18 protein-coding genes are annotated in these 21,353 nt (G+C 65.8%); 4 read left to right on the top strand and 14 right to left on the bottom strand.

Features of this window, described 5'->3' with window-relative positions; all coding sequences use genetic code 11:
- Positions 1-6 precede the first annotated feature (6 nt).
- Positions 7-3,072 (top strand): efflux RND transporter permease subunit, encoded by a 3,066-nt coding sequence (locus JZZ72_RS08170; protein WP_043863234.1) that lies wholly within the window; start codon positions 7-9, stop codon positions 3,070-3,072.
- A gap of 78 nt (positions 3,073-3,150) precedes the next feature.
- On the opposite strand, the gene JZZ72_RS08165 is transcribed toward JZZ72_RS08170, so the two are convergent.
- Genes JZZ72_RS08165 through plsB form a run of 3 tightly spaced genes read right to left on the bottom strand, consistent with a single transcriptional unit; the run spans position 3,151 to position 6,780 of the window.
- The gene (locus JZZ72_RS08165) at positions 3,151-3,840 is read right to left on the bottom strand and encodes a DUF4197 domain-containing protein (protein WP_043863235.1); all 690 of its coding nucleotides are present in this window, start codon (positions 3,838-3,840) and stop codon (positions 3,151-3,153) included.
- A 32-nt stretch (positions 3,841-3,872) separates the two neighbouring features.
- Positions 3,873-4,271 (bottom strand): YbaY family lipoprotein, encoded by a 399-nt coding sequence (locus JZZ72_RS08160; RefSeq protein WP_043863236.1) that lies wholly within the window; start codon positions 4,269-4,271, stop codon positions 3,873-3,875.
- 13 nt (positions 4,272-4,284) lie between these two features.
- A complete protein-coding gene (gene plsB / locus JZZ72_RS08155) occupies positions 4,285-6,780 on the bottom strand; it encodes a glycerol-3-phosphate 1-O-acyltransferase PlsB (RefSeq protein ID WP_058541480.1) in 2,496 nt (831 codons plus the stop codon).
- Between the two features lie 222 nt (positions 6,781-7,002).
- Here plsB and JZZ72_RS08150 point away from each other — a divergent pair, with 222 nt between their 5' ends.
- Positions 7,003-7,212 (top strand): cold-shock protein, encoded by a 210-nt coding sequence (locus JZZ72_RS08150; protein ID WP_038996759.1) that lies wholly within the window; start codon positions 7,003-7,005, stop codon positions 7,210-7,212.
- Positions 7,213-7,320: 108 nt separating this feature from the next.
- Here the strand turns inward: JZZ72_RS08150 and JZZ72_RS08145 are convergent, their stop codons facing one another.
- The 4 genes from JZZ72_RS08145 to JZZ72_RS08130 form a co-directional block, all read right to left on the bottom strand.
- On the bottom strand, positions 7,321-7,698 hold the full coding sequence (locus JZZ72_RS08145; RefSeq protein ID WP_043863238.1) for a hypothetical protein: 378 nt from the start codon (positions 7,696-7,698) through the stop codon (positions 7,321-7,323).
- Positions 7,699-7,717: 19 nt separating this feature from the next.
- Positions 7,718-8,530 carry a putative RNA methyltransferase gene (locus tag JZZ72_RS08140; RefSeq protein ID WP_210014272.1) on the bottom strand — a complete coding sequence of 271 codons (813 nt, stop codon included), beginning with the start codon at positions 8,528-8,530 and terminating at the stop codon, positions 7,718-7,720.
- Positions 8,530-9,681: a succinyl-diaminopimelate desuccinylase gene (gene dapE, locus JZZ72_RS08135; protein ID WP_043863240.1), complete on the bottom strand. Its 1,152-nt coding sequence runs from the start codon at positions 9,679-9,681 to the stop codon at positions 8,530-8,532. The genes JZZ72_RS08140 and dapE overlap by 1 nt, the downstream gene beginning before the upstream one ends.
- A gap of 177 nt (positions 9,682-9,858) precedes the next feature.
- Positions 9,859-12,450, bottom strand: coding sequence for a glycosyltransferase (locus JZZ72_RS08130; protein WP_058541483.1), 2,592 nt, complete (start codon positions 12,448-12,450; stop codon positions 9,859-9,861).
- Between the two features lie 289 nt (positions 12,451-12,739).
- Here JZZ72_RS08130 and tcdA point away from each other — a divergent pair, with 289 nt between their 5' ends.
- Positions 12,740-13,564, top strand: a complete 825-nt coding sequence (gene tcdA / locus JZZ72_RS08125; RefSeq protein ID WP_054915008.1) for a tRNA cyclic N6-threonylcarbamoyladenosine(37) synthase TcdA — start codon at positions 12,740-12,742, stop codon at positions 13,562-13,564.
- On the opposite strand, the gene JZZ72_RS08120 is transcribed toward tcdA, so the two are convergent.
- The 5 genes from JZZ72_RS08120 to pncA all read right to left on the bottom strand — a co-directional run bounded on the left by JZZ72_RS08120 (position 13,543) and on the right by pncA (position 17,389).
- Positions 13,543-13,953, bottom strand: coding sequence for a SufE family protein (locus JZZ72_RS08120; protein WP_210014271.1), 411 nt, complete (start codon positions 13,951-13,953; stop codon positions 13,543-13,545). The genes tcdA and JZZ72_RS08120 overlap by 22 nt on opposite strands.
- Positions 13,950-15,155 carry a cysteine desulfurase gene (locus tag JZZ72_RS08115; RefSeq protein ID WP_210014270.1) on the bottom strand — a complete coding sequence of 402 codons (1,206 nt, stop codon included), beginning with the start codon at positions 15,153-15,155 and terminating at the stop codon, positions 13,950-13,952. Before JZZ72_RS08115 ends, JZZ72_RS08120 begins: the two co-directional genes overlap by 4 nt.
- Positions 15,156-15,209: 54 nt before the next feature.
- Positions 15,210-16,244 carry a 2,3,4,5-tetrahydropyridine-2,6-dicarboxylate N-succinyltransferase gene (gene dapD, locus JZZ72_RS08110; protein ID WP_210014269.1) on the bottom strand — a complete coding sequence of 345 codons (1,035 nt, stop codon included), beginning with the start codon at positions 16,242-16,244 and terminating at the stop codon, positions 15,210-15,212.
- Between the two features lie 39 nt (positions 16,245-16,283).
- Positions 16,284-16,631: an ArsC family reductase gene (locus JZZ72_RS08105; RefSeq protein ID WP_043863246.1), complete on the bottom strand. Its 348-nt coding sequence runs from the start codon at positions 16,629-16,631 to the stop codon at positions 16,284-16,286.
- A 68-nt stretch (positions 16,632-16,699) separates the two neighbouring features.
- Positions 16,700-17,389, bottom strand: coding sequence for a bifunctional nicotinamidase/pyrazinamidase (gene pncA, locus JZZ72_RS08100; RefSeq protein ID WP_116053055.1), 690 nt, complete (start codon positions 17,387-17,389; stop codon positions 16,700-16,702).
- A gap of 158 nt (positions 17,390-17,547) precedes the next feature.
- Here pncA and JZZ72_RS08095 point away from each other — a divergent pair, with 158 nt between their 5' ends.
- Positions 17,548-19,194: a Na+/H+ antiporter gene (locus tag JZZ72_RS08095; RefSeq protein ID WP_054915004.1), complete on the top strand. Its 1,647-nt coding sequence runs from the start codon at positions 17,548-17,550 to the stop codon at positions 19,192-19,194.
- A gap of 109 nt (positions 19,195-19,303) precedes the next feature.
- Here the strand turns inward: JZZ72_RS08095 and JZZ72_RS08090 are convergent, their stop codons facing one another.
- Both JZZ72_RS08090 and dapC read right to left on the bottom strand, forming a co-directional pair.
- Positions 19,304-20,047: a M12 family metallopeptidase gene (locus tag JZZ72_RS08090; protein WP_210014268.1), complete on the bottom strand. Its 744-nt coding sequence runs from the start codon at positions 20,045-20,047 to the stop codon at positions 19,304-19,306.
- A 94-nt stretch (positions 20,048-20,141) separates the two neighbouring features.
- Entirely contained in the window at positions 20,142-21,335 is a 1,194-nt protein-coding gene (gene dapC, locus JZZ72_RS08085; RefSeq protein WP_210014267.1) for a succinyldiaminopimelate transaminase, read from the bottom strand.
- Positions 21,336-21,353 lie beyond the last annotated feature (18 nt).

The raw sequence follows: 21,353 nt of genomic DNA, 5'->3' as shown, positions 1-21,353 counted from the left end.
GTCCCGATGGGTTTCAACCTTTCCGCCTGGGCGCTGCGCAATCGCCAGATCGTGCTGTTCCTGATGGTGCTGCTGGCCCTGGTCGGCACGCTTTCGTATACCAAGCTGGGCCAGAGCGAAGACCCGCCGTTCACCTTCAAGGCCATGGTGATCAAGACCAACTGGCCGGGGGCGAGCGCCGAGGAAGTCTCGCGCCAGGTCACCGAACGCATCGAGAAGAAGCTGATGGAGACAGGCGAGTACGAGAAGATCGTCTCGTTCTCGCGCCCTGGTGAGTCCCAGGTCACTTTCATGGCCCGCGACTCGATGCATTCCAAGGATGTTCCCGAGCTGTGGTACCAGATCCGCAAGAAGGTCGCGGACATTCGCCACACCTTGCCGCCGGGTATCCAGGGGCCGTTCTTCAACGACGAGTTCGGCACCACCTTCGGCAATATCTATGCACTGACCGGTGAAGGCTTCGACTACGCGGTGCTCAAGGACTACGCCGACCGCGTGCAGATCCAGCTGCAACGGGTAAAGGATGTGGGCAAGGTCGAGCTGCTCGGCCTGCAGGACGAGAAGATCTGGATCGAGCTGTCGAACCTCAAGCTGGCGACCCTGGGCCTGCCGCTTGAAGCCGTGCAGCAGGCGCTGGAGGAACAGAATGCGGTGACCACCGCAGGCTTTTTCGAAACTCCCAGCGAGCGCCTGCAACTGCGCGTGAGCGGGCGTTTCGAGACGGTGGAGCAGATCGAGCAGTTCCCCATTCGGGTGGGCGAGCGCACCTTCCGTATCAGCGATGTGGCCGATGTGCGCCGCGGTTTCAACGATCCGCCCGCGCCACGCATGCGCTTCATGGGCGAAGACGCCATCGGCCTGGCGGTATCGATGAAGGCCGGTGGTGACATCCTGGTGCTGGGCAAGGCCCTTGAGGTCGAGTTTGCCCGTATCTCGGCCAATCTGCCGGCCGGCATGCAGCTGCGCAAGGTATCCGACCAGCCGGCCGCCGTGAAAACCGGGGTAGGCGAGTTCGTGCAGGTGCTGGTGGAAGCACTGGCCATCGTGCTGCTGGTGAGCTTCTTCTCGCTGGGCATGCGCACCGGCCTGGTGGTGGCGCTGGCGATTCCGCTGGTGCTGGCGATGACGTTTGCCGCGATGTATTACCTCGGGATCGGCCTGCACAAGATTTCCCTGGGGGCGCTGGTGCTGGCGCTGGGGCTGTTGGTGGATGACGCGATCATTGCGGTGGAGATGATGGCGATCAAGATGGAGCAGGGCTTCGATCGCTTCAAGGCCGCCAGCTACGCCTGGACCAGCACCGCCTTCCCGATGCTCACCGGCACCCTGATCACAGCGGCGGGCTTTCTGCCGATTGCCACGGCGCAGTCGGGCACGGGCGAGTACACACGCTCGATCTTCCAGGTGGTGACCATTGCCCTGATTGCCTCGTGGATCGCCGCCGTGGTGTTCGTGCCGTACCTGGGCGAGCGGCTGCTGCCAGACCTGGCCAAGCTGCACGCGGCCAAGCACGGCACCACCGATGGCGCCACCGACCCCTATGGCACGCCGTTCTACCAGCGTGTACGGCGGCTGGTGGGCTGGTGCGTGGCGCACCGCAAGACGGTGATCGTGGCGACCCTGGGCCTGTTCGTGCTCAGCGTGCTGTCGTTTCGCTTCGTGCCCCAGCAGTTCTTCCCGGCCTCCGGACGGCTGGAGCTGATGGTCGACCTGAAGCTGGCCGAGGGCGCCTCGCTGAGCAACACCGCCGAGCAGGTCACGCGCCTGGAGGCCCTGCTCAAGGAGCGCGCCGGCATCGACAACTATGTGGCCTACGTGGGCACCGGCTCGCCGCGCTTCTACCTGCCCCTGGACCAGCAGTTGCCGGCAACCAGCTTCGCCCAGTTCGTGGTGCTGGCCAAGACCATCGAGGAGCGCGAGGCGCTGCGCAGCTGGCTGATCGAGACCCTGAACGAGCAGTTCCCGGACCTGCGTTCGCGGGTCACGCGCCTGGAAAACGGCCCGCCCGTGGGCTACCCGGTGCAGTTCCGGGTCACCGGCGAGCACATCGAGGAAGTGCGTGCACTGGCGCGCAAGGTGGCGGCCCGGGTGCGCGAGAACCCGCATGTGGTGAACGTGCACCTGGACTGGGAAGAGCCGAGCAAGGTGATCTACCTGAGTATCGACCAGGACCGTGCCCGGGCCCTGGGGATCAGCACCGCGCACCTGGCCAAGTTCCTGCAAAGCTCGCTGACCGGTTCGTCGGTCAGCCAGTTCCGCGAAGACAACGAGCTGATCGAGATCCTGCTGCGCGGCACGCGCCAGGAACGCACCGAGCTGACCAACCTGTCGAGCCTGGCGGTGCCCACCGAGAATGGGCGCAGCGTTGCGCTGTCGCAGGTGGCGACGCTGGAGTACGGCTTCGAGGAAGGCATCATCTGGCACCGTAATCGCCTGCCGACGGTGACGGTACGTGCCGACATCTATGGCAAGGAGCAGCCGGCGACCCTGGTCAAGCAGATACTGCCGACCCTGGAGCCGGTGCGTGCCGAGCTGCCGGATGGCTACCTGCTGGAAGTGGGCGGTACGGTGGAGGATTCGACCCGCGGGCAGAACTCGGTGAATGCCGGGGTGCCACTGTTCATCGTGGTGGTGTTGAGCTTGCTGATGGTGCAGTTGCGCAGCTTCTCGCGCACGGTGATGGTGTTCCTCACCGCGCCATTGGGGCTGATCGGGGTGGTGCTGTTCCTGATGGTGTTCCGTCAGCCGTTCGGCTTCGTGGCGATGCTGGGCACCATTGCGCTGTCGGGGATGATCATGCGCAACTCGGTGATTCTGGTGGACCAGATCGAGCAGGACATCGCGGCCGGGCTGGACCGTTGGCAGGCGATCATCGAGGCCACGGTGCGGCGCTTCCGGCCGATCGTGCTGACCGCGCTGGCGGCGGTGCTGGCGATGATTCCGCTGTCGCGCAGCGTGTTCTTCGGGCCGATGGCGGTGGCGATCATGGGCGGGCTGATCGTGGCCACGGCGTTGACGCTGCTGTTCCTGCCGGCGCTGTATGCGGCGTGGTTCAAGGTGCGCAAGCCCTGAGAAGGCGTTCGCCGGCAAGGCCGGCTCCTACGGGGGCACTGCGCATCCTGTAGGAGCCGGCCTTGCCGGCGAAGGGCCCTAGAGGGCGCCGAAGACCTTCTTGGCCAGGCTGGTAGCCGCGGCCGCCGGGTTCTGGCGGATCGTCGCTTCCTGCTTGCCGATCATCTCGAACAGGCCATCCAGCGCTTGTTCGGTCACATAACCCTCGACGTTGGCGTTCTTGCTGTCCAGCAGGCCCAGCGACGAGGCCTGCCCGGCAAAGCTGTTGTACTGCTTGGCCAGGCCGACCTGGTCGGTGGCCTGCTTGACGATGGGCAGGAACTTGGCACGGATCTGCTCGCGGCTGGTCTTGTTCAGGTACTGGGTGGCCGAATCGTTGCCACCGCTGAGAATACCCTTGGCGTCGGCCACGCTCATCTTCTTGACCGCATCCACCAGCAACGCCTGGGCCTGCGGTACTGCCGCCTCGGCCGCCTTGTTCATGCTGGCTTCGAGCTGGTCGACCTCGGCGCCCATACCGAATTTCTTCATGGCCTTGGCAGCCTTGCCCAGGTTGCCCGGCAGCTCGATGCGCACGTCCGGGTTGTTGCTGAAGCCGCCTGGGGTGCCCAGTTGCTTGACGGCAATCTGCGCACCTTGGGTCAGGGCATCCTTGAGGCCGCCGGTGGCGTCCTTCTGCGACAGGTCGCCGAGCGACAGGGCCAGCGCACTGGCCGACAACAGCAGGCCGGCACACAGGCCGGTAAAGGTAAGAGCAGGGCGGAACATGGCAGCATCCTTATCCAAAGGCAAAAAGGGGATCAGCGAACGGCGTCGACCTTGATTCGTACAGGCTGGGCGTCGCTACCGTCCAGCTGCACGCCGTGGTGTTCGGTGTTGATGAACAGCAGCTTACCGTCCAGCTCGATGCGCGCGCTCACGGCATAGCGGTGGCCCGGCTTGACCTGTGCCGGGTCGTAGCTCAGGTGAAACGGCAGGGGCACCTGGCCTTTTACCGGGCCGCTCTGGTTGGCCAGGGTGACAGCTGGCGCATCGGCCAGCGACACGTCCTGCAGGCTGACGCTCAGGGTGGCTGCCGGTGGCAGGGCGATGCGCTGCAGGTAGAACACCTCGCCGTCCAGGCTGGCCTTGGAGGGTGACGGGGTGCTGCTGCAGGCGGCCAGCAGGCTGCCCAGCACAGCCAGGGTCAATTTCTTCATCGTGTACTCCTGTTCAGACTTGTTGCTCGGTGTGTTCGGTGGTTTCGTCGCTGCGCTGCAAGGCCACCTGGCGGATCGACAGGCGCACCTCGGCCGACAGCACGCGCTTGGCGGCGCCTTCGGCCAGCTCGCTGAGTTTTTCATGGTAGCCGAGCTTGCCCGCCGCATCCGGGCGCAGCACGCCCTGTTCGATCTGGGTCTGGATGAAGTGGCGGAACAGGCTCTTGTCGAAGAACTCCGGGGCGTTCAGGCCATGCAGGATCGACAGGCGCTGGGCCATGACCACGCACAGGTCTTCCAGCTCTTCGGCGCTGAGGGTGTGCTGGCCGCTGTTGAGCAGCAGCGCGGTGGCCATGTAGAAGCGCTGCAGGGTCTGGGTGATGGCCCGCGCCAGCAGGGTCAGCAGCACGAACTGGCGCGAACTCGGGGCCGGGCGCAGGTACACGCCGTTCTCGAAACGCAGCAGGCCCTGTTCGACGAATGCCTCCAGCCACTGGTCGATCACCCCGTCGAGCTCCTGGGCATCCCAGCGGATGAACAACTCCGACTGCAGATACGGGTACAGCGCGTGGGTGTAGCGGCCGATCAGTTCGCGGCTGATGCGCGAGCTGCTCTGGAAGAAGCTTGCCAGCAGCGCCGGCAGGGCGAAGATGTGCAGTACGTTGTTGCGGTAGTAGGTCATCAGTACCGCGTTGTTTTCATCCAGGTACAGGATGCGCCCCAGCGCGTCCTGCTGCTCGGCCAGCAGGTCCATGCCGCGCACGTGGCCGATCAGCGCCAGGCCGTCGCCTTCGGGCAGGGTGGTATGGGCCGAGTAGGGCACCTGGCGCAGCAGCGCCAGGTACAGGTCCAGTACCCGCGCCAGGGCGCGTTCGTCCAGGGCCAGGCGGCTGGTGGACAGCAGCGCCAGGGCCACCAGGTTGACCGGGTTGATCGCGGCGGCCTCGTTCAGGTGCTGCGCGACCTTCTCGCCCAGGCGCGAGGTGGTTTCGTTGAGCCAGGCCGGGCGGAACTGCGGGCTGTGGTCCTGTTCGCGCCAGCCTGGTTGCTGCTGGTCGAGGAAGCTGGCCAGGCGGATCGGCTCGCCGAAGTTCACGGCCACCTGGCCGAAGCGCTGCTTGAGCGCGCCGATGACCTTGAAGATGTCGAAGATCGATTCCTTCTTCTTGCTCGCCCCGCGCAGCTCGCCCAGGTAGGTGCGGCCTTCGAGCACGCGCTCGTAGCCGATGTACACCGGCACGAACACGATCGGGGTGCGCGAGGAACGCAGAAAACTGCGCAGGGTGATCGCCAGCATACCGGTCTTGGGCTGCAGCATGCGCCCGGTGCGCGAGCGCCCGCCCTCGACGAAGTACTCCACCGGGAAGCCCTTGGTGAACAGGGTGTGCAGGTACTCGTTGAACACCGCGGTGTACAGCGGGTTGCCCTTGAAGGTGCGGCGCATGAAGAACGCACCGCCGCGGCGCAGCAGGCTGCCGATCACCGGCATGTTGAGGTTGATGCCGGCGGCGATGTGCGGCGGCGTCAGGCCGTTGCGAAACAGCAGGTACGACAGCAGCAGGTAGTCGATGTGGCTGCGATGGCAGGGCACGTAGATCACCTCGTGCCCCGGCGCGATGCCTTGCACCTGTTCGATATGGTTGACCTTGATGCCGTCGTAGATCTTGTTCCAGAACCAGCTCAGCACCACTTCGAGGAAGCGGATGGCGGTGTAGGTGTAGTCCGAGGCGATCTCGTTGCCATAGCGCAGGGCCTGGGCCTCGGCCTTGGCCAGCGGGATGTTCTCGCGCTGGGCCTCGTCGCTGATGGCCTGGCGTACCAGCGGGTCGTGGATCAGGCCCTTGACCAGGTTGCGCCGGTGCGAGATGTCGGGGCCGATGACGGCGGTCTTGAGGTTGCGAAAATGCACCCGCAGCAGGCGCTGGGCCATGCGCACGGTGCGCTCGTGGCCCTTGTTGTGCTCGACCAGCTCACGCAGATGGATCGGCGCGGAAAACTGCACGCGGGTCTTGCGCCCCAGGATCAGCACGGTAAGCAGCCGGCGCAGGCGCCCGGTGACGGCCCAGCTGTCGGCGAACAGCAGCTTCCACGGGCTCGATTCGCTGGCCGGCGACTGGCCCCAGAACACGCTGACCGGAATGATCTGCGCGTCCTGTTCGGCGTGCTGGCTGACCAGGTTGACCAGGCGCGTCAGCGTCGGCGGTGCGCCGCGCTTGTCGTGGCGGCCCAGCCAGTCGGGTTCGGGGGTCAGGTAGAAGAACGCTGCCGGCTCCATCACCGGGCCTACCGCCACGGGCAGCACCGGGCGCGGAAGCCCGGCTTTGGTGCATTCGCGGTCGAGCACGGCCAGATCGGTGAGCGCGGGTGATTGCAGCACGTAGAACACCGGACGGCTGCGGTCCAGGTTCAGCGAGAAGGATGACTGGTTGATGGTTTCGGAGCGCACCCACAGGTACAGCAGTCGGCGCAGGGCGCCGAAGATCAGGCGGCGCAAGGGGGAACGGGTCATTCGGTAGGTGCCCTGGGTAATGGGATTCGAGCAGATGCTCGGTAGGTTAGTGTGCCGTATCCGCGCAAGTTCAGCAAAAAGCGCCCCGGTCATGAAAATTGTTGAATGGCTGCGTTATAGTCGGTCCGCCACTTGCAGGACAAATCCGCAAGCGGCGTAGGTGGGGCCTGGTGAGGCCCTGCCGACAAGGCGATTCCAAAATAAAAATCCGGAGTAGTTCAGATGTCGTCTCGTGAGACTGGAAGTGTGAAGTGGTTCAATGACGCCAAGGGATATGGCTTCATTCAGCGTGAGGGCGGTGCGGATGTGTTCGTGCATTACCGCGCGATCCGCGGTGAAGGGCATCGCACCCTGCTGGAAGGGCAACAGGTCGAGTACAACCTGACCCAGGGCCAGAAAGGCCTGCAGGCCGAAGACGTAGTGGGGCTGTAAAGCGGCAGGCGCCAGCCTTGCTGGCGATGGGCTGCGCAGCAGCCCCTTGGCCCGGCGATGCCGGGCTTCGCCAGCAAGGCTGGCGCCTAAGCAAAGCCGGTCAACGGCTCAACTGGTACGCCAGGTGATCTCTTCCTCGCCATCGGCGCTGATGCGGATCCAGCGGTCGGCGTCTTCTTCACCTTCCTCTTCCACCCAGCTACCCGGCGCGCAGCGCACTTCGACATTGAGTGCGGCGAATGCGGCGCGGGCGCAGGCGATGTCGTCCTCCCACGGGGTCTGGTCGCTTTCCAGGTACAGGCTGTTCCATTTGCCCACAGCCTTGGGCAGCCAGGTAACAGGTACGTTACCGGCCTTGCACTTGTAGGTCTGGCCCTTCTGCTGCCAGTCGCTGCACGGGCCGAGGGCCTGGCCCAGCCAGGCGGCGATCTGCTTGTGATCGACGTCGGCGTCCTTCAGGTAAATCTCGATATCGGGTTGGCGCATGGGGCTCTCCGGGTGCGGCTCAGTCTTGGCGCACAAAGTAATCGTAACGCATCGATACCGTCACCTCTAAGGGCTCGGGGTGATCGATGACGGCCGCGCGTCTTTCTGCGCTGGCGCGCCAGCCATGGGGGGTCATGGCCAGCAGGTTGGCGCGGTCGGCCGGGGCCGCCAGGCTCAGGCGAAACTCCAGCACTTCGCCGTGGGCGTGGTGCATGCCCGCGGGCACCAGGGCCAGGTGCTTGTCGTCGGCATAGTCGCGCACTTCATCGTACAGCCGTTCGCGCAGCTCCATCAGGTGACCGCTGGTGGGGCCGACGCGCATCAGGCCGCCGCCGGGGCTGAGCAGGCGCCTGGCTTCCTGCCAGTCCAGCGGGCTGAACACGCTGGCCAGGAACTGGCAGCTGGCATCGGCCAGTGGCACCCGGGCCATGCTCGCCACCAGCCAGGTGAGTGCCGGGTTGCGCCGGCACGCACGCTTGACCGCCTCGCGGGAGATGTCCAGGGCATAGCCGTCGGCCTGGGGCAGGGCGTCGGCCAGTTGCGCGGTGTAGTAGCCTTCGCCGCAGCCGATGTCCAGCCAGCGCGCAGGCGCGCGCTCGGCTGCAAGCTCGGCCAGGCGCCGTGCCACCGGGGCGTAGTGCCCGGCATTGAGGAAGTCGCGACGTGCCTCGACCATGGCCTGGTTGTCGCCAGGGTCACGGCTGTTCTTGTGCTGCACCGGCAACAGGTTCAGGTAGCCCTGGCGCGCCCGGTCGAAGCGGTGCCCGGCAGGGCAGCCGACACCGTTGTCCAGGGCGCCGAGCGCGGCGCTGCAGATGGGGCAGATGAGCATCAGACGAGCAACCGGGTCAGGGTCTGGTAGTAGATCTCGGTCAGCACGTCCAGGTCGCTGGCCAGGACCCGCTCGTTGACCTGGTGAATGGTGGCGTTGACCGGGCCCAGTTCGACCACCTGGGTGCCCAGGGTGGCGATGAAGCGCCCGTCGGAGGTGCCGCCGCTGGTGGAGGCCTGGGTGTCGCGGCCGGTCACGGCCTTGATGCTGGCCGACACCGCGTCGAGCAGGTCGCCCGGTTCGGTGAGGAACGGCAGGCCCGACAGCGCCCAGTCCACCTGCCAGTCCAGGCCGTGCTTGTCGAGGATCGCCGCCACGCGGGCCTGCAGCCCTTCGACGGTCGACTCGGTGGAGAAACGGAAGTTGAACAGTGCGGTCAGCTCGCCTGGCACCACGTTGGTGGCGCCGGTCCCCGAGTTGAGGTTGGAGATCTGGAAGCTGGTGGGGGGAAAGAAATCGTTGCCCTCGTCCCAGTGCTCGGCGGCCAGTTCGGCCAAGGCCGGGGCGGCCAGGTGGATCGGGTTCTTCGCCAGGTGCGGGTAGGCCACGTGGCCCTGCACGCCACGCACGGTGAGCCTGGCGCCAAGCGAGCCGCGACGGCCGTTCTTGACCACGTCACCGACCAGGGTGGTGCTCGACGGCTCGCCGACGATGCACCAGTCCAGGCGTTCGTTGCGCGCCGCCAGGCGTTCGACCACGGCCTTGGTGCCGTGATGGGCCGGGCCTTCCTCGTCGCTGGTGATCAGGTAGGCGACCTTGCCCTTGTGGTTCGGGTAGTCGGCGACGAAGCGCTCGGTGGCCACGATCATGGCGGCCAGGCTGCCCTTCATGTCGGCCGCGCCGCGCCCGCAGAGCATGCCGTCGGCGTCGATCAGGGCGTCGAACGGGTCGTTGGCCCAGGCCTGCACCGGGCCGGTGGGCACCACGTCGGTGTGGCCGGCAAAGCACAGTACCGGGCCGTCGTCGCTGCCGTGGGTGGCCCAGAAATTGTCGACGTCTTCGATGCGCATCGGTTCGAGCATGAAGCCGGCATCGCCCAGGCGCTGCATCATCTGTTTCTGGCAGTCGAAGTCCAGCGGGGTCACCGAGGGACGACGGATCAGGTCGCAGGCCAGTTCAAGGGTAGGCGAGAGGTCGGCTGGGGCCGTCATGAAGGACTCCGGGGTGCAAGGCTGGGGCAAAAAGAAGGGGCGTTATCTTATAGCAAAAGTGCGGGGAAGGGACTGTGGATCTGTGCTGTCTGTGCGGGCCTATCGCGGGTCAAGCCCGCTCCCACAAGGTACTGCGCAATCCCTGTGGGAGCGGGCTTGACCCGCGATGGCGGTTTATCAGGCGGCAGGTGCGGGCTGCGTGGCATCCGCAGGCTTGGGCAGCGACGACAGCATGGCCATGATCAGCGCCGCCAGGTACGGCAGCGATTGCACCAGCAGCATGGTCACCCAGAAGCGCATGTCGTTGCTCGGCAGGCCCTGCACCAAGTAGATGCCCAGCGCCGCGCCCCACAGCAGCAGCATGATGAACAGCTCCTCGCGGGCCTCTGCCAGTGCCACCAGCAGCCCGTGGCTGTCGGCGTTCTTCGGCGTGCGGAAGAACGGAATGCTGCTGGTGAAGAACCCGTACAGCACCGCCTTGGCAATGGTGTGCGACAACGCCAGCCCTGCCAGCGCCGCCGAGAATGCGTCCTTGAGGTTGACCCCTACCGCGCGGCGGTACAGGAACACGATCTTGCCCACCTTGAACACGAACAGCGCCAGCGGCGGGATCGCGAAGATCAGCAGCGGCGGGTCGACCCGCTGCGGCACGATGATCATGGCCGCCGACCACAGCAGCGCACCCACGGTGAAGAAGATGTTCATGCCGTCGGCGATCCACGGCAGCCAGCCGGCCAGGAAGTGGTAGCGCTGGCCGCGGGTCAGTTGGGTGTCCTTGCCGCGCAGCAGGCTGGAGGTGTGGCGCTTGATGATCTGGATCGCGCCGTAGGCCCAGCGAAAGCGCTGCTTCTTGAAGTCGATGAAGGTGTCGGGCATCAGGCCCTTGCCGTAGCTCTCGTGGGAATACGCCGCCGAGTAACCCTTCTCGAACACGCGCAGGCCCAGTTCGGCATCTTCGCAGATGCACCAGTCGGCCCAGCCGAGCTCTTCGAGCACCGAGCGCCGGGTCATGGTCATGGTGCCGTGCTGGATGATTGCGTCACGGTCGTTGCGGGTGACCATGCCGATATGGAAGAAGCCCTTGTACTCGGCGTAGCAGAGCTTCTTGAAGGTGCTTTCGTTCTGGTCGCGGTAGTCCTGCGGCGATTGCACCACGGCGATCTTGGGGTCGGCAAAGTGCGGCACCATGTGCTTGAGCCAGTTGCGGTCGACACAATAGTCCGAGTCGATCACCGCGATCACTTCGGCGTCCTTGGCGGTGTGCGGGATCAGGTAGTTCAGCGCACCACCTTTGAAACCTGCCAGCGGTGCCACATGGAAGAACTTGAAGCGCTCGCCCAGCAGCTCGCAATGGGCCTTGAGCGGTTCCCACACGGCCGGGTCCTTGGTGTTGTTGTCGATGATCAGCACTTCGAAGTCCGGGTAGTCCAGCGCCGCGAGGGCATCGAGGGTCTGCTTGACCATCTCCGGGGGCTCGTTGTAGCACGGCACATGCACCGACACCTTGGGCCGATAGGCGCTGTCGGCCTCCACCGGCAGGAACAGCCGGCGGCGCTTGTGCGTCCATACCGCCTCGGCCAGTTCATGGGCCTCGGTCAGCAGCACGATGAACACCCCCAGCGCGCCGAGCGCCAGCAGGAAACCCACGGTGAGGCTGAACCAGGTGCTGTACTGCTGGCTGTAGTCATAGCCGATCCATACCAGCACCGAGCCGCACAGGAACGCGATGAAGGTCAGGAAGGTGCGCCCGCGCTGGCGCAGCGCCGAGCCGTCGATCAGCAACAGGGTCAGCGACAGCATCGCCAGCACCACCGAGCCCACGGCCAGCACGCGCCACTGCGGAATGGCCACCACCGGGCCCTCGAAGTTGAATTTCTGCTGGCGCGCGGCATTGAACACGCCCCAGTAGGCGCCCACCGAACCTTCGTCACTGGCTTTCCAGGGCTGGTCGTAGGCTTCGATCACGAAGTAGTTGTAGCCCTGGCGGTTGAGCAGGTTGACCAGGCTGCGCAGGTAGATGGCCTGATCCGCCTGGGTGGCGTCGGCACCGCCGCGCATGCGGCCATTGCTGGGCCAGCCGACCTCGGACAGCAGCAGCGGCTTGCGCGGGAACAGTTGCTTGAGCTCGCGGGCGCGGTCGAGCACGAACTGCTCGGCCTGGCTCACCGGGATGAATTCCCAGTAGGGCAGGATGTGCGCGGCGATCAGGTCGGCGTGCCCGGCAAGCTCGGGGTTTTCCTTCCAGATGTGCCACTGTTCGCTGGTGGTGACCGGCACCTTCACTGCGGCGCGCACGCGGTCCATGTAGTCCATCAGGGCCTGGGGGGTGACCTCTTCGCGAAACAGCGCCTCGTTGCCGACCATCACCCGCACCACGCTGCGCGAGGTGTTGGCCAACTGGATGGCGGTCTCGATTTCGCGCTCGTTGCGTTCCAGGTCGGGGCTGATCCACACACCCAGGGTCACGCGCAGGCCGAACTCTTCGGCCAGACGCGGGATCAGCGCCTGGGTGCCTTCCACCGTATAGATGCGGATGCTGTCGGTCAGCTTGCTCAGTTGCTCGAGGTCTTCGCGCAGCTCGGCTTCGGTCGGGTACTGGCCCTTTTGCGGGCTTTCGCCCAGGCGAAAAGGCGAATACGAGAAGCCGGAGATCTGCTCCGGCCAGTCGGGGGCGGACACCGGGCGGTTGATCAGTGCCCAGAACCCGGTGAATAGCGCGGCAATCGCCATGACGACCACCAGGTTGATACCAAATTTACGCGATGACATAGATATTTCGGGTTCCGAAAAGTGGAACGGGCAAGCGCCGGCGGGCACGGATCCTACGCACCAGGCAGGTAGCGTGGTATAGGAAACGGGTGCATGTAGCGCTTGGATTTTCCTCAGATGCTGAAGTTCTGAAGCCCGTACAATTGCCGTCCAAAGCAGGGTTTGCACCGGTCATTAAAGCAGGGTTGGCGCCAGGTTTACCAATTCATGGCAATTAGTGCGTCGGTTGCGGGCTGTCATCCTGCGTTGTGGGGCCTATAATGCGCGCCGGTTTTTTCAGGGTTGGGCCATGAGTACAGAAGATCCACGCTTTGCCGGTGTTGCCCGGTTGTATGGCCAGCAGGGCTTGCAACGCCTGCGCGAGGCGCATGTGGCGATCGTCGGCATCGGCGGTGTCGGCTCGTGGGCGGCCGAGGCCATGGCCCGCAGCGGCGTTGGCGAAATTTCGCTGTTCGACCTGGATGACGTGTGCGTGAGCAACACCAATCGCCAGTTGCATGCGCTGCAGGGCAACGTGGGCAAGCCCAAGGTCGAGGTGATGGCCGAGCGCCTGCGCGCAATCAACCCGGACTGCAAGGTGCACGCGGTGGTGGACTTCGTCACCCGCGACAACCTGGCCCAGACCATCACCGACCATATCGACTGCGTGATCGACTGCATCGACAGCGTGATGGCCAAGGCTGCGCTGATTGCCTGGTGCAAGCGGCGCAAGATCCAGGTGATCTGCACCGGCGGTGCGGGCGGGCAGCTCGACCCCACGCAGATCCAGGTGGCCGACCTCAACCGCACGGTCAACGACCCGCTGGCCTCCAAGGTGCGTTCGACGCTGCGCCGCGACCACGGGTTTTCGCGCAACGTGAGCCGCAACTACGGGGTGCCGTGCGTGTTCTCCACCGAGCAGTTGCGCTATCCGCTGCCCGATGGCGGTATCTGCCTGCAGAAGAGCTTCGTCGGGGACGGGGTCAAGCTCGACTGCTCGGGCGGTTTCGGCGCGGTGATGATGGTGACGGCGACCTTCGGCATGGTCGCTGCCAGCAAGGCCGTGGAGAAACTGGTGGGTGGCAAGCGCCGCCCGGCCGATCGCGTAGCGGCTCAGGCGCCGTCGGTGAGCTGAGCCATGCGCCGCAGCACGGCGTTCAGGCCGTTGCTGCGGGACGGCGAGAGCTGTCGTCCAAGGCCCAGGGCGGTGAACCAGGCGGGCAGGTCCAGCTGCTGCAGCTGGCTGCCGGTCAAGCCGTCGGCCCGCACCAGCAGCAGCGCCAGCAGGCCGCGCAGCAGCCGCGCATCGCTGGCGGCCTTGAAGTGCCAGCGACCGTCGGTTTGTTCGGCCACCAGCCACACCTGACTTTCGCAACCGTGCACGCGGTTGGCCTCGCACTGCTGCGTCGCGTCCAGGGGGGGCAGGCGCTCGCCCCATTGCATCAGCAGGCGGGCGCGCTGCTCCCAGCCGGCAGCCTGTTCGAATACATCCAGCGCCTCGCGGGCGGCGTCGGGCAGGCTCATCGCAGCAGCTCCAGGGCCTGGTCCAGGGCGCTGAAGAAGCGCTCCAGGTCGTGGGAATCGTTGTACAGCGCCAGCGACACGCGGATCGCGCCATCCAGGCCCAGGCTGTTGACCAGCGGCATGGCGCAGTGATGACCGGCCCGCACGGCGATGCCCTGTTCGGTCAGCAGGTGCGCAAGGTCGGCATTGTGCACGCCCTCGACCACGAAGCTGGCCAGGGCCAGTTGCGGCACGCCCAGTATCCGCACCCCTTCACGATCGTTGAGGCCGCGCAGCAGATGGCGGTGCAGGGCGGCTTCATGTTCGACCACGCTGGTGGCGTCGAGGCTGGCCAGGTAATCCAGGCTGGCACCCAGCCCGATCACGCTGGCGATCGGCGGCGTGCCGGCCTCGAAACCCAGCGGGGCGGCGCGAAAGCTCGACTGCTGGTAGCCGGCCAGTTGCACCATCTCGCCGCCGAACTGCCAGTGACGCAGCAGGCCCAACGCCTCGCGGCGCCCATAGAGCACGCCAAGGCCGTCCGGGCCATACAGCTTGTGACTGGAAAACACATAGAAGTCGCAGCCCAGTTGCTGTACATCGTGACGCCCGTGCACCACGCCCTGGGCGCCATCGACCACGCTGAGGGCGCCCTGGGCGCGGGCGTGGTCGAGCAACGGTTGCAGCGGCTGCCAGGTGCCGAGCACATTCGACAACTGGCTCACCGCCAGCACGCGGGTACGCGGGCCGATCAGTTGCAGGGCCGCCTCCAGGTCGATATGCCCGTTGGCGTCGAGGGGCAGGATCACCAGCCTGAGGCCGCGGCGCTGGGCCAACTGCTGCCAGGGCAGCAGGTTGGCGTGGTGCTCCAGGGCGCTGACGGCGATCTCGTCGCCCGCCTCCAGGCGCCATTCCAGGCCATAGGCCAGCAGGTTGAGCGCCGAGGTGGCGCCATGGGTGAACACGATCTGCTGCGCATCGGCGGCATTGAGCCAGGCGGCGACTTTTTCGCGGCTGGCCTCGAAGGCCTGGGTGGCGAGTGCGCCGGGCAGGTGCTGGGCCCTGTGCACGTTGGCCGCACCCTGGGTGTAGTAGTGGCTCAGGGCGTCGAGCAGGTGCTGGGGTTTCTGCGTGGTGGCAGCGCTGTCCAGGTAGGTCTGGTGCTGGCGTTGCAGGGCGGCGATGGCAGGGAAGTCTGCGCGCCAGGGAGAGGGCTGGAACATGATGTGTAGGGCCTGATATCGGGTCTGGCAGAGGGCCAGACCCGATCGTACCACTTAGTTGTGGGCGTGCAGCGCTTCGTTCAGCTCGATGGCCGACTTGTGGGTCTTGCACTCGACCGCGCCGTTTAGCGAATTGCGGCGGAACAGCAGGTCGGTCTGGCCAGCCAGGTCGCGGGCCTTGATCACCTTGACCAGCTCGTTGTTTTCGTCGAGCAGGTTCACCTTGGTGCCGGCGGTGATGTACAGGCCGGCTTCGACGGTGTTGCGGTCGCCCAGCGGGATGCCGATACCGGCGTTGGCGCCGATCAGGCAGCCTTCGCCGACCTTGATGACGATGTTGCCGCCGCCCGACAGGGTGCCCATGGTGGAGCAGCCGCCGCCCAGGTCCGAACCCTTGCCGACGAACACGCCCGCCGAAACGCGGCCTTCGATCATGCCCGGGCCTTCGGTGCCGGCGTTAAAGTTGACGAAGCCTTCGTGCATGATGGTGGTGCCTTCGCCGATATAGGCACCCAGGCGTACGCGGGCGCTGTCGGCGATACGCACGCCGCTCGGCACCACGTAGTCGGTCATTTTCGGGAATTTGTCGACCGAGAACACTTCCAGCAGCTCGCCCTTGAGGCGGGCTTCGAGTTGCTGCTCGGCCAGTTCGGCCAGGTCGATGGCGCCCTGGCTGGTCCAGGCCACGTTCGGCAGCAGCGGGAAGATGCCGGCCAGGCTCAGGCCGTGGGGCTTGACCAGGCGGTGCGACAGCAGGTGCAGCTTGAGGTAGGCCTCAGGGGTGGAGCTCAGGGTGGCGTCTTCGGCCAGCAGCGTGGCCACCAGCGGCTTGTTGCTTTCGGCCAGGCGGGTCAGCAGTGCAGCCTGGGCGGCGTCGACGCCCTTGACGGCCTCGGCCAGTTGCGCGGCCTGGGCGTTGCTGAACGCGATGGCCTGGTTGCCGCCTTCATAGCCCAGGATCGGGGCGACGGCTGCGACCAGCTCGGCGCTCGGGGCGAGCAGTGGCTGTGCGTAGAAGACTTCCAGCCAGGCGCCTTGACGGTTTTGAGTGCCGACGCCGAAGGCCAGGCTGAACAGTGAAGTGGACATGCGGTTACCTCTTGCGAAATTGAGTGAAGGCGTCGCGGTTCAGCGCAGGGCTGCCGCGTACAGGTCCGGTTTGAAACCGACCAGGGTCTTGCCGCCCAGGTCGAGCACCGGGCGCTTGATCATCGAGGGTTGTGCCAGCATCAGCTCGACGGCCTTGGCCTGGTCGAGGTCGGCCTTCTGCGCGTCATCGAGCTTGCGGAAGGTGGTGCCTGCGCGGTTGAGTACCACCTGCCAGCCGTGCTCGTCGCACCAGCGGTTCAGGTGGTCCCGGTCTATACCCTGGGTCTTGTAGTCGTGAAAGTCGTACTGGATGTGGTGTTCTTCAAGCCAGGTACGGGCTTTCTTCATCGTGTCACAGGCTTTGATGCCGAAGAGAATATAAGCCATTGAACGTTAAGGGCGCGCGGGTGTTCCCGCAGCCGCCCCGAAACTCCTCGAAGAATGGGTGGGCTGGATTATGCGACAACATCGGGCAGGGCGCCACGGCTGGCGCCGCCCAGTTGCCGCGCCTGAATGAACTGCACCCCGGCAGCCTGCATCTGTGCCATCGCCGCCGCGCAGGAGCCTGCGGTATCGATGGCGCGGCAGGCGTCCAGCACCACATAGGTGGCGAACCCTTCGCGGCGTGCGTGCAGTGCCGTCCAGGCCACGCAGAAGTCCAGGGCCAGGCCGCACAGGAACAGCGTGTCGATGCCGCGCTCGCGCAGGTTGCCGGCCAGGCCGGTGGGGGTGGTCTGGTCGGCTTCGGTGAACGCCGAGTAGCTGTCGACCTGGCGGTTGCCGCCCTTGCGCACGATCAGCTGTGCGTGGGCAATGTTCAGGTCCGGGTGAAACTGTGCGCCGGGGCTCCCTTGAATGCAGTGGTCGGGCCAGAGTGTCTGCGGCCCGTATGACAGTTCGATGACCTCGAACGGATTCTTGCCCGGGTGGCTCGAGGCGAACGAGGCGTGCCCGGCCGGGTGCCAGTCCTGGGCCAGCACCACGCGCTCGAACTGGCGGCCGAGCTGGTTGACCAGCGGCACGATCTCGTCGCCACCGGGCACCGCCAGGGCGCCGCCGGGGATGAAATCGTTTTGCACATCGATGACCAGCAGCGCACGGTTGGGGCTATCGTGGGTCAATAGGGTCGACGCGGGGGTGATCATGCGAGGCTCCTCATTTGTAGCATTGTGTTACAGATTGCCGGCGGGTCTGCGACTTAGGTGGAGCGGTTGTGTTCATGCAGATCCCGGTAACATGTTGTTTCAATGGCATAACCCTGGCCGTTGAGCGTATTTGAAACTGAACAGGAAAAACACGCCGTATGCAGTCAGCCTATACCGTTCTCATCCTGCTGATGCTGGTCAGTGTCTCGAAACTGGTGGGGCGATTGATCCCGCTGCCACTGCCGCTGGTGCAGATTGGTGCCGGTGCGCTGTTGGCCTGGCCGACCCTGGGCCTGCACGTGGCCCTGGACCCTGAGCTGTTTCTGTTCCTGTTCTTGCCCCCGTTGCTGTTCTCCGATGGCTGGCGCATGCCCAAGCGCGAGTTCTGGCGCCTGCGCGGGCCGATCCTGACCCTGGCGGTGGGGCTGGTGCTGTTCACGGTGGTGGGGGCCGGCTATTTCATCCACTGGATCCTGCCGAGCATACCGCTGCCGGTGGCCTTTGCCCTGGCCGCTGTGCTGTCGCCCACCGACGCGGTGGCGGTGTCGGCAATCAGCCAGGATCGCCTGCCCACCCCGTTGATGCACATGCTGCAGGGTGAGGCGCTGATGAACGATGCCTCGGGCCTGGTGACGTTCAAGTTTGCGCTGGTGGCGGCGATCACCGGGGTGTTTTCGCTGGCCGAGGCCAGTGTGACCTTCGTGCTGGTGGCCGTGGGTGGCCTGGCCATCGGCGTGGCGCTGAGCTGGTTGGTGGGGCGCCTGCGGGTGTGGATGATCGCGCGCGGCTGGGACGACCCGGCCACCCACGTGGTGTTCATGCTGTTGCTGCCGTTCGCCGCCTATGTGCTGGCCGAGCGCCTGGGCGCCTCGGGCATTCTCTCGGCGGTGGCGGCGGGCATGATGCAGAGCTGGCTTGACCTGCTGCCGCGCCAGACCAGCACGCGCCTGCTCAACCGCAGTGTGTGGTCGCTGCTGGAGTTCGCCTTCAACGGCCTGATCTTCCTGCTGCTGGGCCTGCAACTGCCCGATATCGCCAAGGCGGTGACCAGCCATGAGGCATCGCTGTGGCCAACCCTGCTGTACCGCTGCCTGGATGTGGTGGCGATCTTCCTGGTGTTGCTGGCGCTGCGGTTCATCTGGGTGCAGAGCATCTGGCGCCTGATCGGGGTGATCCGGCGCTGGCGCGGCAAGGAAGACCTGGTGCTGGTGCCCAACGCGCGTTCGTGCTGGCTGCTGACCGTGGGCGGCGTGCGGGGGGCGGTGACCCTGGCGGGCGTGATGTCGGTGCCGCTGCTGATCGGCGCGGGCAAGGCGTTCCCCGAACGCGACCTGCTGATCTTCATTGCCGCAGGGGTGATTCTGCTGTCGCTGGTATCGGCCTGCATTGCCTTGCCGTTGCTGCTGCGCGGGGTGGAGAAGAGCCCCGACGATACCCTGCGCCAGGAGGCGCGCGAGGCCTGGCGGCGCACCGCCGAGGCGGCGATCCATGCGTTGGAGGCCGAGGAGCTGGTGGAGCCCGGCGCGCCCCAGGATGCCTCCCAGGCCGCACTGGCCGCCGAGTTGAAGGCGCGCCTGATGGCCGAGTACCGGCAGCAACTGGACGTGTTCAACGACAGTGCCGAGGCCCAGGCGCTGGCCGCGCAGATGGATCAGCTGGAGCGACGCCTGCGCCTGCGGGCGCTGCGGGCGCAGCGCCTGGAGCTGTACAACCTGCACCGCCAGCACCAGATCGGTGATGACGTGGTGCGCCAGGTGCTGGGTGAGCTGGACATGAGCGAGGCCAACCTGGGGCCGGTCAAGTGAAGTGCTCGGGGTCGCATGGCGGCCCCGCGCTGGGGGTCAGTCGCGCGGACAGGTCAGGCGCATGCTGGCGCCCAGGTCTCGCCCGCTGCCGGGCTGGGCGGGGTGTACTTCACGGGTGTGCCGGGGTGAAGGGGTAGGCCTTGCCCGCCAGCGCCTTGTCGCCGTCACTGAGCTGCGCCGAGCCGGTGAAAGCCACATTGTTCAGGGTGAAGGTGGCCGGAATCGGGTAGTGCATGACCGAACCCGGGTCGTAGGCGTTGTGCAATGCCTGCGTGCGTTCGATCCTGTTGAGGAAGTTTTCAGCAATCTCTTCCATGGGCATGCCGACCTGTTCGGCGTATTCCAGCAGCTTGGCCAGGTTCCACTGGATGTCCGCATCCGGGTGCTGATGCTCATGGTCCAGGCCCAGCGCGTGCCCGAACTCATGCAGCACGCTGCGCTGGAACTGCTCATCGCCAGGCCAGTCGCTGAGGGTCATGGTGCTGTCTTCGCGGAGCAAGGCGTCGGTACCGACCAGTGAATGGTTGATCCCCGTGCCGCTTGGCTTCATCTCGATCCTGATCTGTGCCTCGGCCCAGTCGGCGGTGCGCTGGAACTTGAGGTTGGCGTACGCCAGCCATTGGCAGGCAACCTCGAAGATGCTCTGTTGCGTCTGTTCCGGTACGTCGGCCGCGAAGGCGATGAGCAGGGTGCGGCCCGGCGCCCACAGGCGGCTGTGGTAGGCAACGCCGCGTTTCTGACGACCCGAGCGCGAGGGCTGCGGGGCGTTGAGCGGGTTTTCTTTCAGGGCTGTTTCGTAGGATTGCTGCTGATCGGCCACCTGGGTGACCTTGCACAAGGTTGGTATGTCCATGCTGGAGCTCCTGTTGAGTGGAGCTCCATGATTGGCGGGCCGACCGGGCCTTGGGCGTTACTTATCTATCGGTCGGCCGACCAGGCGTACCGGCTCAGCCTTCGACGAATGCGCGGATGCGCTGGGCCGCCTCGACACATTCGGCAAGCGGGGCCACCAGCGCCAGGCGCACGCGTCCGGCCCCCGGATTGAAGCCCTCCACCTCGCGAGACAGGTACGAGCCCGGCACCACGGTCACGTGCTGCTGTTCGAACAGGTCGCGGCAGAACTGCGCGTCATCGCCGGGGACCCTCGGCCACAGGTAGAAACCGCCGTCGGGCTTCTGTACATCCATTACCGGGGCCAGCACCTGCAGCACGACGTCGAACTTCTCGCGATACAGGTCGCGGTTCTCCAGGACATGCGCCTCGTCGTTCCAGGCGGCGATGCTCGCCAGCTGGGTCTGTACCGGCATCGCGCAACCGTGATAGGTGCGGTAGAGCAAAAAGGCCTTGAGAATCTCGGCATCGCCGGCCACGAAGCCCGAACGCAGGCCTGGCAGGTTGGAGCGCTTGGACAGGCTGTGGAACACCACGCAGCGCTTGAAGTCGCTGCGGCCAAGTTCCACGCAGGCGCTGAGCAGGCCGGGTGGCGGGGCCTGCTCGTCGAAGTACAGCTCGCTGTAGCACTCGTCGGCGGCGATCACGAAGTCGTGCTCGTCGGCCAGTGCGATGAGTTTTTTCAGGGTGTCCAGCGGCACCAGTGCGCCAGTCGGGTTGCCTGGCGAGCACAGGAACAGGATCTGGCAACGCTGCCAGATCTCGGCTGGCACCGCGTCGAAGTCCGGGTTGAAGCCGTTGCTGTCCAGGCACGGCAGGTAGTGCGGCTGGGCGCCGGCGAGCAACGCGGCACCTTCGTAGATCTGGTAGAACGGGTTGGGGCTGACGATCAGCGCGTCCTCACCACGGCTGACCACCGCCTGGGTGAAGGCGAACAGCGCCTCGCGGGTGCCGTTGACGGGCAGCACGTGCTGTGCGGCATTCAGCCAGCCGGCCGGTACACCGAAGCGGCGCTCGCACCAGTGCACGATGCTTTCGCGTAGCGCGGGCAGGCCCAGGGTGGTGGGGTACACCGCCATCTTGTCGAGGTTGTCGGCCAGCGCCTTGGCCACGAATGCCGGCGAGGCGTGCTTGGGCTCGCCGATCGACAGGGCGATGGCGCGCTTGTCTGCGGCCGGCGTCACGCCATCGAGCAGGGCACGCAGTTTCTCGAACGGGTAGGGCTGAAGCTGGTTCAAAGCGTTGTTCATTGGCGCTGGGTCTCGTCA

It is taken from the genome of Pseudomonas palmensis, from assembly GCF_017848315.1.
Taxonomy (GTDB): Bacteria; Pseudomonadota; Gammaproteobacteria; order Pseudomonadales; family Pseudomonadaceae; genus Aquipseudomonas; species Aquipseudomonas palmensis.
The sequence above is the reverse complement of the archived record's forward strand: the minus strand, read 5'-3'. Positions and strand labels throughout refer to the sequence as shown.

Coding starts and splice junctions, on each gene's coding strand:
- JZZ72_RS08165 (WP_043863235.1), bottom strand. CDS start 3,840: ATGTTCCGCCCTGCTCTTACCTTTACCGGCCTGTGTGCCGGCCTGCTG.
- JZZ72_RS08130 (WP_058541483.1), bottom strand. CDS start 12,450: ATGTCATCGCGTAAATTTGGTATCAACCTGGTGGTCGTCATGGCGATT.
- JZZ72_RS08160 (WP_043863236.1), bottom strand. CDS start 4,271: ATGAAGAAATTGACCCTGGCTGTGCTGGGCAGCCTGCTGGCCGCCTGC.
- JZZ72_RS08150 (WP_038996759.1), top strand. CDS start 7,003: ATGTCGTCTCGTGAGACTGGAAGTGTGAAGTGGTTCAATGACGCCAAG.
- JZZ72_RS08095 (WP_054915004.1), top strand. CDS start 17,548: ATGCAGTCAGCCTATACCGTTCTCATCCTGCTGATGCTGGTCAGTGTC.
- JZZ72_RS08105 (WP_043863246.1), bottom strand. CDS start 16,631: ATGGCTTATATTCTCTTCGGCATCAAAGCCTGTGACACGATGAAGAAA.
- tcdA (WP_054915008.1), top strand. CDS start 12,740: ATGAGTACAGAAGATCCACGCTTTGCCGGTGTTGCCCGGTTGTATGGC.
- JZZ72_RS08090 (WP_210014268.1), bottom strand. CDS start 20,047: ATGGACATACCAACCTTGTGCAAGGTCACCCAGGTGGCCGATCAGCAG.
- dapC (WP_210014267.1), bottom strand. CDS start 21,335: ATGAACAACGCTTTGAACCAGCTTCAGCCCTACCCGTTCGAGAAACTG.
- JZZ72_RS08140 (WP_210014272.1), bottom strand. CDS start 8,530: ATGCTCATCTGCCCCATCTGCAGCGCCGCGCTCGGCGCCCTGGACAAC.
- JZZ72_RS08170 (WP_043863234.1), top strand. CDS start 7: ATGGGTTTCAACCTTTCCGCCTGGGCGCTGCGCAATCGCCAGATCGTG.
- dapD (WP_210014269.1), bottom strand. CDS start 16,244: ATGTCCACTTCACTGTTCAGCCTGGCCTTCGGCGTCGGCACTCAAAAC.
- pncA (WP_116053055.1), bottom strand. CDS start 17,389: ATGATCACCCCCGCGTCGACCCTATTGACCCACGATAGCCCCAACCGT.
- dapE (WP_043863240.1), bottom strand. CDS start 9,681: ATGACGGCCCCAGCCGACCTCTCGCCTACCCTTGAACTGGCCTGCGAC.
- plsB (WP_058541480.1), bottom strand. CDS start 6,780: ATGACCCGTTCCCCCTTGCGCCGCCTGATCTTCGGCGCCCTGCGCCGA.
- JZZ72_RS08145 (WP_043863238.1), bottom strand. CDS start 7,698: ATGCGCCAACCCGATATCGAGATTTACCTGAAGGACGCCGACGTCGAT.
- JZZ72_RS08120 (WP_210014271.1), bottom strand. CDS start 13,953: ATGAGCCTGCCCGACGCCGCCCGCGAGGCGCTGGATGTATTCGAACAG.
- JZZ72_RS08115 (WP_210014270.1), bottom strand. CDS start 15,155: ATGTTCCAGCCCTCTCCCTGGCGCGCAGACTTCCCTGCCATCGCCGCC.